This is a genomic window from Pseudomonas sp. WS 5010 (genome assembly GCF_012985565.1).
Classification (GTDB): Bacteria; Pseudomonadota; Gammaproteobacteria; order Pseudomonadales; family Pseudomonadaceae; genus Aquipseudomonas.
In genome coordinates this window covers 705,863-721,196 of the sequence record NZ_JAAQWQ010000001.1, presented here as the reverse complement: position 1 = coordinate 721,196, position 15,334 = coordinate 705,863, and the positions used below count along the sequence as shown (strand labels likewise).

The 15,334-nt window shown below is 61.9% G+C and carries 14 protein-coding genes; 9 read left to right on the top strand and 5 right to left on the bottom strand.

The window, feature by feature from the left end:
- Positions 1–11: 11 nt before the first annotated feature.
- Positions 12–1,181: a hypothetical protein gene (locus tag HBO11_RS03445; protein WP_169956155.1), complete on the top strand. Its 1,170-nt coding sequence runs from the start codon at positions 12–14 to the stop codon at positions 1,179–1,181.
- A 37-nt stretch (positions 1,182–1,218) separates the two neighbouring features.
- Here the strand turns inward: HBO11_RS03445 and HBO11_RS03440 are convergent, their stop codons facing one another.
- A complete protein-coding gene (locus HBO11_RS03440; RefSeq protein WP_169956157.1) occupies positions 1,219–1,839 on the bottom strand; it encodes a hypothetical protein in 621 nt (206 codons plus the stop codon).
- 87 nt (positions 1,840–1,926) lie between these two features.
- Positions 1,927–2,895: a hypothetical protein gene (locus tag HBO11_RS03435; protein WP_169956159.1), complete on the bottom strand. Its 969-nt coding sequence runs from the start codon at positions 2,893–2,895 to the stop codon at positions 1,927–1,929.
- Positions 2,896–3,159: 264 nt separating this feature from the next.
- Between HBO11_RS03435 and HBO11_RS03430 the strand changes: the two genes are divergently transcribed.
- The 3 genes from HBO11_RS03430 to HBO11_RS03420 all read left to right on the top strand — a co-directional run bounded on the left by HBO11_RS03430 (position 3,160) and on the right by HBO11_RS03420 (position 5,299).
- Entirely contained in the window at positions 3,160–4,653 is a 1,494-nt protein-coding gene (locus HBO11_RS03430; protein ID WP_169956161.1) for a helix-turn-helix transcriptional regulator, read from the top strand.
- Between the two features lie 134 nt (positions 4,654–4,787).
- Entirely contained in the window at positions 4,788–5,039 is a 252-nt protein-coding gene (locus HBO11_RS03425) for a CsbD family protein (protein WP_029296551.1), read from the top strand.
- 11 nt (positions 5,040–5,050) lie between these two features.
- A complete protein-coding gene (locus HBO11_RS03420; protein WP_029296553.1) occupies positions 5,051–5,299 on the top strand; it encodes a DUF1652 domain-containing protein in 249 nt (82 codons plus the stop codon).
- 129 nt (positions 5,300–5,428) lie between these two features.
- Here the strand turns inward: HBO11_RS03420 and HBO11_RS03415 are convergent, their stop codons facing one another.
- Together HBO11_RS03415 and HBO11_RS03410 are read right to left on the bottom strand one after the other, a co-directional pair.
- Positions 5,429–6,634: an MFS transporter gene (locus tag HBO11_RS03415; RefSeq protein ID WP_169956163.1), complete on the bottom strand. Its 1,206-nt coding sequence runs from the start codon at positions 6,632–6,634 to the stop codon at positions 5,429–5,431.
- Positions 6,635–6,809: 175 nt separating this feature from the next.
- Positions 6,810–7,115 carry an RcnB family protein gene (locus tag HBO11_RS03410; protein WP_070995670.1) on the bottom strand — a complete coding sequence of 102 codons (306 nt, stop codon included), beginning with the start codon at positions 7,113–7,115 and terminating at the stop codon, positions 6,810–6,812.
- A gap of 206 nt (positions 7,116–7,321) precedes the next feature.
- Here HBO11_RS03410 and HBO11_RS03405 point away from each other — a divergent pair, with 206 nt between their 5' ends.
- The 4 genes from HBO11_RS03405 (at position 7,322) to HBO11_RS03390 (ending at position 12,482) form a co-directional block, all read left to right on the top strand.
- A complete protein-coding gene (locus HBO11_RS03405; protein WP_038441866.1) occupies positions 7,322–7,879 on the top strand; it encodes an XRE family transcriptional regulator in 558 nt (185 codons plus the stop codon).
- 22 nt (positions 7,880–7,901) lie between these two features.
- The gene (locus HBO11_RS03400) at positions 7,902–9,248 is read left to right on the top strand and encodes a glutamine synthetase family protein (protein WP_169956165.1); all 1,347 of its coding nucleotides are present in this window, start codon (positions 7,902–7,904) and stop codon (positions 9,246–9,248) included.
- A 125-nt stretch (positions 9,249–9,373) separates the two neighbouring features.
- A complete protein-coding gene (locus tag HBO11_RS03395; protein ID WP_169956166.1) occupies positions 9,374–10,471 on the top strand; it encodes a DNA alkylation repair protein in 1,098 nt (365 codons plus the stop codon).
- A gap of 151 nt (positions 10,472–10,622) precedes the next feature.
- Positions 10,623–12,482: a DUF3857 domain-containing transglutaminase family protein gene (locus tag HBO11_RS03390; RefSeq protein WP_169956168.1), complete on the top strand. Its 1,860-nt coding sequence runs from the start codon at positions 10,623–10,625 to the stop codon at positions 12,480–12,482.
- A 145-nt stretch (positions 12,483–12,627) separates the two neighbouring features.
- Here the strand turns inward: HBO11_RS03390 and HBO11_RS03385 are convergent, their stop codons facing one another.
- Positions 12,628–13,515 carry a LysR family transcriptional regulator gene (locus HBO11_RS03385; protein WP_169956169.1) on the bottom strand — a complete coding sequence of 296 codons (888 nt, stop codon included), beginning with the start codon at positions 13,513–13,515 and terminating at the stop codon, positions 12,628–12,630.
- Between the two features lie 130 nt (positions 13,516–13,645).
- Here HBO11_RS03385 and HBO11_RS03380 point away from each other — a divergent pair, with 130 nt between their 5' ends.
- Complete coding sequence (locus HBO11_RS03380) at positions 13,646–15,292, top strand: GMC family oxidoreductase N-terminal domain-containing protein (protein WP_169956171.1); 1,647 nt, start codon at positions 13,646–13,648, stop codon at positions 15,290–15,292.
- Positions 15,293–15,334 lie beyond the last annotated feature (42 nt).

Genomic DNA, 15,334 nt, shown 5'->3' with positions numbered 1-15,334 from the left:
GAGGGTGGGTCATGGAAAATCTATTCATCAAGCCCGGGACCGCGCGATCTCAAGTCGATAAGGCGATCATCGCATTGGTGTTCATCAGTGCCTTGCTGATCCTCTGGACGGCCCTCACACATCAGGGTTCCTGGCCCGGCTACGGCGATATGGTGGCAGGCTTACCCGAGCCAATCGCCTGGCTGCGCTGGGTATTGGGGGATATCAGCGAGGTAGCCTTCTACAAGCATGAACTGGCCTCCCTCGGGTTGCTGGCGGGTGCGTACCTGGCCTGGTGGGCCAGCCGCACCGGCCGGCGCTGGCAGGGTTTTGCGATTTGCTACGGCAGTGGGCTGTGGCCGTGGCTGGTGACCAGTTCCCTGCTGGGCCTGCTGTTGAGCAATCTGTTGTGGGGGTGGACGCTCACTGCGGACACCTGGCAGCCCACCTTCGCCGCGTTTGTTTCCCTGCCGGCGGCGATGGTGCTGATGTTTGGTGGCGGCTGGAAGGTCACCCTCAACGGCGCGTTGCTGGGTGCGCTGTTGGTCACGCCGATGTGCTTGCTGATTGTCAATTTTGTATGTGTACCGCTGGAGTTACCGGTGGTGATTGGCAACGTACTGGGCATGGCGGCGGGCAGTGTGATGGCCTTTGTCGTTTGTCGTCGCGTTCCGATTCTGGTGCGTTCGGACTTTATCGCCACGGACAAACCGTTGCCGCTCAAGCCGCCAACCTATGGCCTGGGCTGGAGTTTGCGCAGGGTCTTGGCGGACTTTTCCGAAGCGCCGTTCTTCGGCAATGAGTGGGCCAGCCTTGGCCTGCTGGCGGGGGTCCTGCTGGCGTATGCCTTGAACCCATTGAGCGCTGCCTATGGTTCGGGACTGGTGCTGCAACTGATCGGTGCCCAGGCGCTGACATCGGCATTGGGCGTGCTGATCTGGCGCAGTCAGTGGATCAAGCGCGGTTGGTATCCCACCTATGTGCCGCTGGTGTCGGTCGTACCGGCGGCGGTCTTGACCCATGGCGGAAGTTGGATGGTAGTCGGTTCGAGCGCGTTGCTCGGCGCGCTGATTGCACCACCGCTGGCCTGTGCCATTGCAGGCCGGCTGCCGGCACACGTTCATCCGTATATCGGCAATGTGATCTCGATGGCGCTGAGCACCTTATTGATTGTGCCCATCGTTGGCAGGCTGATCGCGTAAACACGCGGGTCAGGCTCATGAGCCTGACCCGCTGGCCTCACAACCAGCGCCAGAACCGCCCCCAGAACCCCCGCTCCAGATCCGCCTTGCACCCCGCATACTGGCGCGCATACAGATCGGAGCGGGCCTTGACCTTGCCGGCTACCGGCAACAGCCACGCCTTGCTGGCGTAGGTGCGGTTACGGTAGCCGCCCCAGCCTTCGTGGTAGTTGAGGTATTGGCCATAGGCGTCGTATTTGTATACGCCGTTGATGCTGGCGGTCTTGTCCATGTACCAGCCGACAAAGTCGATGGCATCGTCGAAGTCCTGGCGGCTGGCCCAGTTGCGGCCGGTGCTTTTCTGGTAGTCGCCCCACACTTCATCCTTGGCCTGGGCGTAGCCGGCTGCGGTGCTGACGCGGCCCCAGGGAATGATCCATAGCAGGTACTTGCGCGGGGTCTTGGCGTTCTGCCGGAAGCCCGATTCCTGATACATGATGGCGAACGGCACCTGGATCGGCACACCCCAGCGCTTCTGGGTGACTTTGGCCGCGTCGTACCAGTCGTCCTTTTCGCGGAAGATGCCGCAGATGTCGTCAGGGGTGCGTGGCGGTGAAGTGCCGCACGCCGCCAACAGGGTGGTGAATAGCAGGAGGGCTGTGGTTTTTAGCGGGGTCAAAAGCTTACCTTTGCATGAGCGCGTAAAAAAACCGACAGTTTACGCGCTCACGCAAGGTGTTGTGGTTACGGCATCAATGAGCCTTGATCAAGCCACGGGTACTTTGCGGGTCGAAATGGCCAGGCGACCGATGCCAAAGCTCAATGCGGCGCCCAGTACCAATATCAACAAAGTGCTCCACGCCGCGCGGGACAGTTGCTTGGCCGCCACTTCGCCAGCTTCACGAGCCTTTTGTTCGGCTTGGGCTTTCAGTTCTTCGACTTTCTGCACGGCCTGCTGATACGCCTGGGCATAGTTTTCGACGATCTGGCTAGCCTCGGCCTGGCTCTTGCCGGTGCGGGCAGCGACGATGTTGACCAGCGCCTCTTTGTCCGCTGCATTCAACGCAGGCTCACCCGAAGCTTTGACGCGTTCGAACCATTGCTTGAGCTCAGTCGCAGCCTGAGCCGGGTTGGTGGCGGCATCAGTAGCCGCTTGCTGGCCGTCTGCCGCTGCCTGGTCGGCTTTTTGTTCGACATTGGCCGGATCCAGTTCAGCCTTGCCGCTTTGCTTGAGCAAGGTGTCGAGTTCGCCCTGCAAGCTATCCCAATCCAGGCTGATGCCCTTCTCGTTCAACTGCTGCTTGACGCTGTCGCTGATGCCGGGGGCTACCGCAGCAATTCCGCTGCCGGCCGCCGACAGGCCTTTGCCGACCACATTGCCCGCTGCGCCGACCACGCTGGTGGCCAATGCCGCCAGCAGCCAGGTGGTGAGCAAGGTGGTGATGGTCCAGCTCAGGACGCCGTGCAGGCCGCCGCGATCCGGGGCGGTGCGGCCGGCGACGAAGGCGCCCACGCCAATCGCCAACAGTGTGGAGACAAACAGCCAGATCCCGGCACCGGTGCCAAAACCGCTCAGCGGGTTACCCGCCGCCATGGGGTCGACTGCACTGGCGCCGATGGCGGTACCCAGCACGCTCAGCACCAGGTAGGTCACCAGGGCAATTGCACTACCGGCCAGTACCGAGCCCCAGGACACTCGAAAAGGCGAGCGGTTGGTTTCATACAAAGTGGTCATGATCGTTCCTTGGACAAGTGAGTAGGCCGTCAGTGTGTCGAGGCCGGAGGTTGCGGTCTCGGCACAATTGCACTAGGGCAACTGGTGCATTCGCACCCCGCCAAGCCGAATCGGTCTGCACTATGCTCAAGGCCAGTTGTCGTACTCCACACACACCAACTGTAGGAGCCGGCTTGCCGGCGAAGACGGCCGTAAGGCGTGCGATGAAGCTTGGGGCCTCATCGCCGGCAAGCCGGCTCCTACGCGGATTTTTTTGGAGAAACCATGAGCCAGGCCGTCCTCGCCCAAGAAACCAATCGCCGCCAATTGCAGCAGATCATTTCCGGCCTGTCCGATGGGGTGATTCTCGCCGAGATCGACCAGAGCATTCTGTGGGCCAACGAAGCCGCGCTGGCCATGCATGGCCTGGATGACATCGCCGGGCTGGGGGCCAACACCGCCGAATACGCCGAGCGCTTTGCCCTGCGCTACCGCAACAATCACCCGCTGCCCCTGGAGGCCTATCCCCTGAGCCGGGTGGCCAACGGCGAAGAGTTCAGCGATGTGGTGGTCGAAGTCACGCCCGCCGCCGACACCGACCGTACCTGGGTCCATCGTCTGCGCAGCCTGGCGCTCACCGACAGCGCCGGCAAGCCGGAATTGCTGGTGCTGATCTTGAGCGATGCCACCGAATGGGCCAGCGCCGAGCAGCGCTTTGAAAAGACCTTCAACGCCAACCCGGCGCCGGCAGTGATCTGCCGCCTGAGTGACTTGCGCTATATCAAGGTCAACCAGGGCTTCCTCGAAATGACCGGCTACAACCGCGACCAGGTGATCGGCCGTTCGGTGTACGAACTGGACGTGCTGGAACAGGCCGAGCGCAAGGAGCTGGCAATCCAGCGCCTGGGCGAAGGTGCGACCATCCCGCAGATGCAAGCCGAGCTGAAGCTCCCCGAAGGCGGCAGCAAGCTGGTGATTGTCGCCGGCCAGCCGCTGGATATGAACGATGAGGAATGCATGCTGTTTTCCTTCACTGACCTTGAGCCCCGGCGCAAGGCCGAAACCGCCCTGCGCCAGAGCGAGGAGCGGTTTGCCAAGTCGTTCCGCCTGACGCCGGTGCCAACCCTGGTGTGCGACGCGGGCAATCAGCAGGTGGTGGACGTCAACGATGCGTTCATGACCATCACCGGCTACACCAGCGAAGAGTTGATCGGCAAATCCATCAGCGATATCAACTTTATCGACAGCAGCGAGGCCTGCACGCAGTTGTTCGCCACCCTGGAAAAGGCCGGCAGCCTCGAAGGCCAGGACCTGAAGATCCGCAAAAAAGGCAATGAGGTGATTGACTGCGTGGTGTCGGCCGACACCGTAACCATCCAGGACACCGCCTGTTACCTGCTGGTGATGATGAACATCACCGAGCGCAAACGCTCGGAGCTGGAGTTGGTGTCGGCCATCGAGGAAGTGATGAAGGACGCCTCCTGGTTCAGCCAGACCCTGATCGAAAAACTGGCCAACGCCAAGAGCGTCAACAGCCCCAACCAGCCGAACATCGCCTTCACCGACCTGACCGCCCGTGAGCGCGATGTACTGGGGTTGATCTGCGAAGGCCTGGCCGACAAGGAAATCGCCTCGCGCCTGAAGCTGGCGCCCAATACCGTGCGCAATCATGTGGCAACGGTGTACTCCAAGCTCAACGTACACAGCCGCAGCGCCGCGATTGTATGGGCGCGGGAACGAGGGCTGTTTGCCGGCGAGCGACGGGTAAAAAAACCATGAAGCAAGTGCAAATGCACTAGCCCTACCAGTGCAAATTCGCCTTATTGCGAGGGGATGGGCTGCTTAACCTTGAAGGGTAGCCACAGGGTTTGACGCTCTGTGCCATGGCGATTGTTGCCCTTGAAGGAGACATCATGAAAAGTGAACAAATCAAAGGCCGCGTGGAAAAGGCCGTCGGCAAGGCCCAGGACTTTCTTGGCGACATGACCGATGACGAACAACTCCAGGCCCAGGGCGTAGCGCGCCAGGCGGCCGGCCAACTGCAACAGACCTATGGCGATGTGCTGGACAATGTCGGTGACTTTGCCCAACGCAAGCCGCTGGCCACCGTGGCAATCGTCGCGGGCGTGGGTCTGGTCCTGGGCCTGTTGCTGCGTCGTCGTTAATGGGGGCCGGCATGTTTACCTTGTCCCAACTGCGTAATTGCATCGAAGAAGCCTTGTTGCCACTGACTTGCGAGTTCACCCTGTGCCGCGATTCGTCACTGACGTTGAAGGTGTTTGATGCCGAGAGTGGGCGCGTGGACCTGGTGGTCACCGGGATCAGCGTGAACAAGCTCAAGACCCCGCAGGACGTCGCGACGATGGTCGAAGAATTGCGCTACGAATTGCACAGCAACACCGTGGGCGGTGCCATCTCCATCTGACCCCACCCCCTTGTAGGCACTATCCCCTGTGGGAGCGGGCTTGCCCGCGATGGCGGCGGCTCAGTCAAAGATGCATTTACTGACAGGCCGCAATCGCGGGCAAGCCCGCTCCCACAGGGACGCAGACGTTTACCCAGGTGGTGGGATGTCAGGGCGCGGCTTCAACGACGCCCCGATAAAGTAGAACAGCCCTCCGGCCACGATAAACCCCGCCAGCATGTAGAACATGTAGTGCGCCGGCAGGCTGGCCAGCACCAACCCGCACAACACCGGCCCCAGCGCGGCGCCGAGGTTCGAGAGGTTTTGCGCGCCGTAGTACATGCCCCGCAGGTGGTCCGGGGCGATGCGGTCGATAAACATGTACTCGGCGGGGAATACGATGATTTCCCCCACGGTAAAGATCGCCATCGACACCACCCACCACCACACGCTGGTGGACAGCGCAAAGCCGATCACCCCCACCATGAACATCGCCAGCCCCAGGAGCAGCCAGCGGCTCAGGTGACGGTGGCTGATCTGCCGGCCAATCATGTATTGCAGGGCGATCACCAGCAGTGCGTTGGTGGTCAGGATGGCGCTGATCACGGTGTAGGTGTATTCGGCGTCCGAGGTGGTCACCAGGTACTGCGACAGGTAGGCCGTGAACTGCCCGAACACTACGGCGCTGAGCAGGCCACCGAGGGTGAAGCACACCAGGCGATGATCGCGCAGCAACACCCGGCCCACCGCGATGAAGGGCACCGGCTTTTGCGCGGCGTCGACCGTGGCCAGGCTGCGGTCGCCCCAACGCCAGTACAGCAGGAAGAAACCCAGCCCCAGCAGCACCGACAAGACAAATGGCAGGCTCATATCGACCTTGGCCACCATCGCCCCTAAAAACGGCCCTACCGCGTAGCCGATATTGGTCAGGGTGTACTTGATGGAAAACACTTCGCTGCGCGCGTCGACGGGCAACAGGCTGGCAAAACCGGCCTTGACCGCGACGTCGATCACCGCATACGCCAGGTTGATCAGGATCAGGCAGCTATAGAACAGCCACAGCTCGCGTGCCAGCAGCGTGCCGACAAACCCGAGGACGAACAACAGGCTCAGGCCCAGCAACAGCCGGTAGCTGTTGACCCGGTCCACAAGGAACCCGCCATACACACTCAACAGGGATCCGACGATCAGCGAACTGCCGATCACCAGGCCCACCTGGCTGATGCCCAGGGCAAAGTGGCTGGACAGGTAGATCACCATGTAGGGAAAGGTGATCGCCTTGGCCAGGGTCAGCACCAGCGTGGCCGACAGCAGCAGGTTCACACTGCGGGGGTAGTTTTTTATTGTGTTCAGCATCCTGCTCTCGTTTCCTGAAAAGGAGTCGTTGCACACGCCATGACGGGCGCGAAGCGCAGCTACCTTAACTCAGGATGAGCGGCAAAAAAGACTGTTTTTATGCATTCGTGCATGCAATTTTTAAATGCGCAGCGCAAAGGGGGAAGAAGGGCGCGGGCCCCTTCCCCCAACCCGGTTACTTGGCAGGGGTGATATCGAGAATGGTGCCATTGGTGATTTTCACCAGCACATAACGGTCATTGACCCGCGCCCACTGGCTGTCGTCATGGGGCGCTTTGAGCCCGCGCTTTTTCCAGTCTGCAAGGGCCGATTCCTTGCGCACCAGGATATCCGGCGCACGGTCTCCCACTTTCAAGTCTCGGGTATTGATGTTTGAAGGCTCCACGGTTTTCTGCGGATTGTCCTCGGCCTGCACGGTAAGGCTGGTGGCGGACAGGCTGGCGGCAACCAGCAGGCTGGCAATCAGGGACGTTGCTTTCATGGGCATTCCTTCAATAAATGATGTGTACCCAGGTTCCGACAGCAGGGCTGGGCAATCATTCACCGGCAATCCAGGCACCGATTGCCTGCCGGAAAATCCCGCGGTAGATGGCAAGCCGGCTCCTACACTGGACCGCCTATTGCGCTGGTGAAATTAATCCTGTAATTTTTCATGAAATTTTTAGATAAGAATTTCACGAAATCCCCATGGACAAACAAGAAGAACTGGACGCCCTGGCGATCCTGATTCACGACCTGCGCAAGTACAAAAAGCTCACCCTGGCCCAACTGGCACAGAAGATCGAGCGTTCCGTGGGGTTCCTGTCCCAGGTCGAGCGGGGGTTATCGCGCCCCACCGTAGCGGACCTGACTGCCATCAGCCATGCCCTCGATGTGCCCACTACTTATTTCTACAGCCTGTCCAAGCCCAAGGCGGTGGACTGGGTCACGCGCCCCAACGAGCGGCGCACGGTGTATTACGCCAATGGCATCACCGATATCCTCGTCTCGCCGAGCATGCAAGGGGCGTTTTCGATCCTCGACAGCCTGCTCGAACCCGGCGCCAACAGTGGCGAACAGACCATGAGCGACCGCGCCGAACAGGCCGGTTACGTACTTGAAGGCCACCTGACGCTGTGGGTCGAGGGCGAAGCCGATGCGGTCACCCTCGGCCCCGGCGACAGCTTTCACCTGGCCAGTTTCGCCCACTGCCGCTATGGCAACCTGACCGACCTGCCGGCCCGCGTGCTGTGGGTCTATAACTGAGGCACACCAAGGAGCGTCACCCGTGAAAAGCCATTCCTCCACGTTACTGGCCGAAGTGCGGACCTTTCGCCAGAACCATCCGGATGTACGTTACGTCGACCTGATTTGCCTGGACATCCCAGGGCGGTTCTACGGCAAGCGCTACCCGGTTGAAATGTTGGAAAAAGTCGCCGCCGGCAGCCCCCTGAAGCTGCCACAGAACGCGGTACTGCTGGGCGCCCAGGGCGGTTTGTTCAAGATCGGCGACTATTGCTTCCACGACGGCGATCCCGACGCCAACCGCCGCCTGGTGCCCGGCACGCTCAAGCCGGTGAGCTGGGAAGCGCAGCCCCTGGGGCAGATGCTGATCACCTCCGACGGCACCGAGGCACCCATTGAGTTCGAGCCCCGCGAAGTCCTGGCCAAAGTCCTGGAGCGCCTGCACGGCAAGGGCATTCACCCGGTGGTGGCGTTCGAGCTGGAGTTCTACCTGTTCGACCGGAAACTGGCCGACGGCCTGCCGCAATTTGCCCGCGACCCGTTGAGCGACGACCCCGATGACCAACCGACCCTGCACATCGAGCGGCTGTCGCGTTTCGCCCCGGTACTCGATGACATGGTGCAGACCGCCCAGGCCCAAGGGATCGACATTACGGTGATCACCGCCGAGTTGGGCCCCGGCCAGTTTGAAATCAACTTCGGCCACCTCGACGACGGCCTCCGCGCCGCGGACTGGGCCGCGCTGTTCTGCCGCAGCACCCGTGGCGTGGCGCTCAAGCATGGCTATCGCGCCAGTTTCATGGCCAAGCCCTACCTGCAACATCCCGGCAGTGGCATGCATGTGCATGTCAGCCTGTACGACGCCGCCGGCAACAACCTGCTGGCGGCGCACCAGCAGCAACCCTTGCGCCATGCGATAGCGGGTTGCCTGGCACTGCTGCCGCACTGCATGCCGATTTTCTCGCCCAACCACAACGCCTTCCGCCGCCTGGGCGGTACGGTCAATGCCGCCACCAAAGCCTGCTGGGGTTATGAAGACCGCGATGCCTGCGTGCGCATTCCCGAGTCCGACCCGCGCAACCTGCGGATCGAACATCGGCTGGCCAGTGCCGACGCCAATCCATACCTGGTGCTGGCGGCAATCCTGGTCGGGCTTGAACATGGCCTGGAGGCGGCGCGCGAACCTATCGCACCGCTGAACGAGGACCGCGACAGCGGCCACGACTTCCCCCTGGAAATGCTCGAGGCCGTGCGCGCCATGCAACAGCAACCGGCCCTGCGCGAGGGCTTGGGCGCGGAGTTTGTCGACGTCTACTGCGAAAACAAACGCCAGGATCACCTGGCTTTCCAGCAGGAGATCAATGCGCGGGAATATCGCTGGTATCTGTAAATACCGAGCACCCTGCCCCCCCCTTGTGGGAACAGCTTGCCTGCTCCCACATTTTGAGCTTCGCGGCCTTGAGCAAGGTGTTACCTTGAAAAAGCCCGACGAACGCCCTCTCCAGCGGACTCCCCATGACCGAACAAAACGCCCCTGCCCTCAAGGAAATCTTCAACCTCGAACGCCTGCAGCACATCGCCGATGAGATGAGCGCGGTGTACCCGTCATTCGATGCCAAGGGGTTTCTCAAGCACGCCATAGGCGACCTGGACGGGTTGTCGGTGATGCAGCGCATGGCCCGCGTCAGTGAAAGCCTGCACGCGGTGATGCCACTGGACTACCCACAAACCCTCGAACATTTGTATGCCCTGGCCCCGCGCCTGAACAGCGGTTTTGTCAGCCTGTTCCTCGGGCACTATGTGGCCAGCTATGGCCTGGATGACTTCCAGCGCTCGATGGGGGCACTCAAGTACTTCACCACCTTTGGCTCTGCCGAATTTGCCGTGCGGGCTTTTCTGCTCAAGGACTTCGAGCGCACTCTGGCGGTGATGCAGCAGTGGTCGCTGGATGACAATGAACACGTACGCCGCCTCGCCAGCGAGGGCTCGCGGCCGAGGTTGCCGTGGTCGTTTCGCCTGGCCCAGGTGCAGGCCGACCCGCGCCTGTGCGCATCGTTCCTGGAGAACCTCAAGGCCGACAGCAGCCTGTATGTGCGCAAATCCGTGGCCAACCACCTCAACGACATCACCAAGGACCATCCCGACTGGGTGCTGCAGGTGATCGAGAGCTGGTCCCTGGACAACCCCCACACCGCCTGGATCGCCCGCCACGCCCTGCGCAGCCTGATCAAGCAAGGCAACACCCGCGCGCTGACGATCATCGGCGCAGGCGCGCGGGCCGAGGTGAAGATCCACCAGTTCAAGGTCGAGCCGGCGGTGATTCGCCTGGGTGAGCGGATCAATCTGTCGTTCACCCTCGAATCCCTGGCCAGTGCCCCACAAAAACTGGTGGTGGACTACGCCATCGACTACGTAAAAAGCGCCGGCCATAGCGCCGCCAAAGTGTTCAAGCTCAAGGCGTTTACCCTCGGCGCGGGTGAACGGCATACCGTGCTGCGTGGCCAACACATCCGCGACATGACTACGCGCAAGCACTACCCCGGCCAGCACACCGTGCATGTACTGGTGAACGGCGAACGCTTGGGCAGCACCGGCTTTGAGCTGATCGACTGACCCTTCCTACTCATCCGAAGGCTCTATCTCGGGCCTTTCGGCGATATTTATTGTCCTACAATGCTAGCCTTTGGTGTTGCGATCCATTATCATCTGCTGCCTTCTCGGTACCCGCCAGGGTATCTGTGTCAACGTTCCACCTGAGGCGCCCATGCACCGTTTCTCGTTTTACCGCCCTTTGATATGCGCCAGTCTGGGGCTTGTTTCGCACACCGCCCATGCCGCGTTGCAACCCATGGCCGAAGCTGCACTTGCCAACGAATCCGAGCTGCACTGCCACTTCAACCGTGACGCCAGCACCGATTGCACCACCACCTATCACTACACCATTCTCCAGCCCAGTGGCCGGGAGATATTGTCGCGAATCGACTTCAACTACGCCGAAGGCGATGGTTTTGAAGTGCTGCACGCCGAGTCCACCCAGCCCGGCGGCAAGCCCCAGGCGCTGGACGAGGCGCAGATCGATACGCGCACCGCGCCCAACCCCGACCAGGGGTTTTCCCGCCTCAAGCAAACGTCCCTGGCCTTCCCCAACCTGCGGGTCGGCACACAGATCCGCTACACCGTGCGCGAACATCACCCGGCCAAGCCGCTGATGACCGAATTCCACTACGCCCTGCAGTTTGGCCCCAGCAACGCCCGCCGCGATCGGCTCAAGGCGCGCTTCACCGCCGAACGGCCCATCGAGTGGCGCGCCGAGTCGATGGATGGCTTCACCATCACCCCTTCGGTCAATCGCAAGACCCTGGACATCGAGCAAAAAGCGCCGAGCTATCTCAACTACATCAACGAATCGGGCCACGCCTATATGCGGGTGATCCCCCGGATCGAAGTGGGCAGCAGCCTCGATGTACAAAAGCACTTTGGCGGCTTTGCCCAGCGCTACAACCAGATCCTCGCGGCCAACCTGCCGGCCGCCAGTGCCGCTGCCGTGGCGGCGGTGAAGGGCCTGGCCCCGGCCCAACAAGTGGCCGGGCTGATGCAGCACATCAACGATCACTACCGCTACCTGGGTGACTGGCGCGCCACGGATCGCGGCTATGTGCCGTTTAACCTGGCAGAGATCGAACAGCACGGTTACGGCGACTGCAAGGACCTGGCGATTCTCCTGACCGCCATGCTCAAGGCCAGCGGGATCAAGGCCGAGACCGCCTGGGTCAGCCGTGGGGATGTGGTGGATTCACTGCTGGTGCCGGGCACTGGCGCGCCCAACCATGCGATCGTGCGCGCCGAAGTGGGCGGCCAGGTGTGGTGGCTGGACCCGACCAACCCGGTGTTCGCCCCGGGCCAGACCATGCCCGACATCCAGGATCGCTGGGTGCTGGTCAACGATGCACAGGGCCAGGTACGCGAGGAACACATCCCCCTGGCGCGCCCTGACACCAGCATCCGCCTGGACAAGCAGGTGCATTACGACAAGCAGGGCAACGGCACGACCCGCGCCAGCGTCACCTTCAGCCGCCTGACGCTGATGCAATTGAGCATGGCTGACCGCGAACAGGGCGCCACCGCCACCGACCAGAATATCTGCGACAACTTTGGCCGCGAGATCAGCGATTGCCAGGTCACCCGCCAACCCACCGGGTTCGTGCAGCCCGATAGCTACACGGTCAAGGCCAGCATGACCGACCTGCGCGCCCTGGAAAAACTCGACGAAGGCTACGTCTACACCGACCAGTCGCTCAAGGAGAAGTGGGACGGCCTGCTCAACTACCGCCGCAACGGGCAACGGGGCGACCTGTACCTGGGCAATCCGGACACCGTCGACTACACCTTTACCTTGACCGGCGGGAAGATGGACAAGCCGGTTCAGGGCTGCAAGATCAGCTCGCCCTGGTATGACCTGGAACTCGATGGCGAACCGCTCAAGGATGGCTTGCGCTACCACTACCGGCTGACCCAGAAAGTGCGCTGGTTGAGCCATGATGAAATCGTCAGTGCGCCGTTTGAAAAGATGATCAACGATGCCCGTGCGTGTGGTGAACAGGTGCACCAGACGGTAAAACTCTAAGCCTGTGTGGGAGCTGTCTCGCCCTGCGAGGCTGCGATGGCGGCGGTACTGCCAGCATTGATGTTGACTGGCCTGCCGCCATCGCAGCCTCGCTAGGGCTCGACAGCTCCCACATTTGATCTCTGTAGATCCCCCTTGCCCTTCGCTACTCGCCCAACAGCAGCCCCTGCTCCTTGGCGCACAACTCCACCACGTAATCCCACAACACCCGCAACCGCACCGACTTGTGCAATTCGCGCCGGGAGCTGATCCAGTAGCTGCGCTGGATGCCCTCCTCCGGCAACAGCGGCACCAGGTCCGGGTCGCCGGCGGCCATAAAGCATGGCAACACCGCAATCCCCAGCCCTGAGCGCGCCGCCTGGTGCTGGGCGATCACGCTGGTGCTGTGGAATACCACCCTGGGGTTGCGGCAAAAGCTGCTGAGGAATTTCAATTCCTGGCTGAACAACAGGTCGTCGACATAATCGATCCAGGCATGGGCGGCCAGGTCTTCGCGTTTCTCGATGGCTGGCGTGCGCGCCAGGTAGCTGCGGCTGGCGTAGAGGGCCAGGCGGTAGTCGGTGAGTTTGCGCGTGACCAGTTGATCGACGCTGGGCCGCTCCAGGTGGATGCTGATCTCGGCCTCGCGGTTGAGGATGCTGACAAAGCGCGGCACCGCCACCAGTTCCACTTCCAGCCCCGGATAACGCTCGAACAGGCCACCCATGCGGCTGGCGAGAAACATCACGCCCAAGCCTTCGGCCACCCCCAGGCGAATCTTGCCCAGGGGCGCGGCGGAATGGGTCAGTTCTTCTTCGGCCAGCAGCGCCACGTTCTCCATGGCTTCGGCATGCTTGAGCAGCGCTTCGCCCGACGGCGTCAGTTCATAACCCTGGGCGTGCTGCACAAACAGCGCGGTGCCGAGGCTTTTCTCGATGGCCTCGATGTGCCGGGCCACGGTCGCATGCGTGGTTTTCAGGCGCTGGGCGGCGGTGAGCAAGCGCCCGCTGCGCTGCAACTCCAGGAAGTACCGCAGGTCATTCCAGTCGAACATGCCACCTCCCCTCTCGGCCATGAGCACAGCGCTGTTTAAAAACGCACAGCAGCTGGGTAAAAACTAACATTTTTAAGACGAAAACTAACAACTAGGATGGAGCCAATAAGAAAAACAAGCGAGACCCCAGATGACTATTGCACCTGCGCAATACGATTACGTGGTGGTAGGCGCCGGCCCTGCGGGCTGCCTGCTGGCCAACCGACTGTCCGCCAACCCTGCCCATCGCGTGTTGCTGCTTGAAGCGGGCGGGCGCGACAACTACCCCTGGATCCATATCCCCGTCGGCTACCTGTTCTGCATCGGCAACCCGCGCACCGACTGGTGCTTCAAGACCGAAGCCCAGCCTGGCCTGCAAGGCCGTGCGCTGAGCTATCCGCGGGGCAAGGTGTTGGGCGGTTGCTCGTCGATCAACGGCATGATCTACATGCGCGGCCAGGCCAATGACTACGACGGTTGGGCCGCCGAAGGCAATCCCGGCTGGGCTTGGGACGATGTATTGCCGCTGTTCAAACAAAGCGAAAACCATTTTGCCGGTGCCTCGCCGCTGCATGGCGACAGCGGCGAATGGCGCGTGGAACAACAGCGCCTGCACTGGCCGATCCTCGACGCCTTCCGCGAAGCCGCCAAGCAGAGCGGCATCGCCAGCATCGACGACTTCAACCAGGGCGATAACGAGGGGTGTGGCTACTTCCAGGTCAACCAGAAAGGCGGCGTACGCTGGAATGCGGCCAAGGCGTTTCTCAAGCCCATCCGCCAGCGCGCCAACCTCACGGTGCTCACTGGCGTGGAAGTCGACCGCGTACTCCTGGAAAACGGCCGCGCCAGTGCGGTGGTGGGCCGCCAGCAAGGGCAAGCGGTGACGTGGCAAGCGCGCAAGGAAATCATCCTGTGCGCCGGTGCCGTGGGTTCGCCCGGCATCCTGCAGCGCTCCGGGATCGGCCCTTCGAGCATCCTCAAGCCCTTGGGCATCGAGGTACGGCACGAACTGCCAGGGGTCGGCGGCAACCTGCAAGATCACCTGCAACTGCGGCTGATCTACAAGCTGGAAAACGCCCGCACCCTGAACCAGATCGCCGGCTCCGTGTGGGGCAAGATGGGCATGGGCCTGCAATACCTGTATGACCGCAGCGGCCCGCTGTCCATGGCCCCCAGCCAACTCGGCGCCTTCGCCCGCTCGGGACCGGAACAGACTTCGGCCAACCTCGAATACCACGTGCAGCCGCTGTCGCTGGAGCGCTTTGGCGAACCGCTGCACGCGTTCCCGGCGTTTACCGCGTCGGTCTGCGACTTGCGCCCACAGAGTCGCGGACGCATTGATATCCGCTCGGCCGATCCGGCGGCGCCGCCCCTGATCCAGCCCAACTACCTGAGCCATGCCGAAGACTTGCGCGTGGCCGCCGCAGCTATCCGCCTGACCCGGCGCATTGTCGGCGCCCAGGCCCTGCGCCCCTTCAACCCGGTGGAATACCTGCCCGGTGAGGCGTTGCAGAGCGACGAACAATTGCAGGAAGCCGCCGCGCGGATCGGCACCACGATTTTTCACCCGGTCGGCACCTGCCGCATGGGCCAGGATAAGGACGCGGTGGTCGATGCCCAATTGCGCGTGCACGGCGTGCCGGGCCTGCGCATCGCCGATGCCTCGATCATGCCGCGTATCACCTCCGGCAACACCTGCTCACCCACGTTGATGATCGCGGAAAAAGCCGCGCAACTGATCCTGTCCCCGCCAACAAGGAACCTCACCCCCGAAAGAGAACAGACAACACCGGCATGACCTGTAGAAGCCGGCAAGCCTACAGGGCAAGAGCGGCGCTGA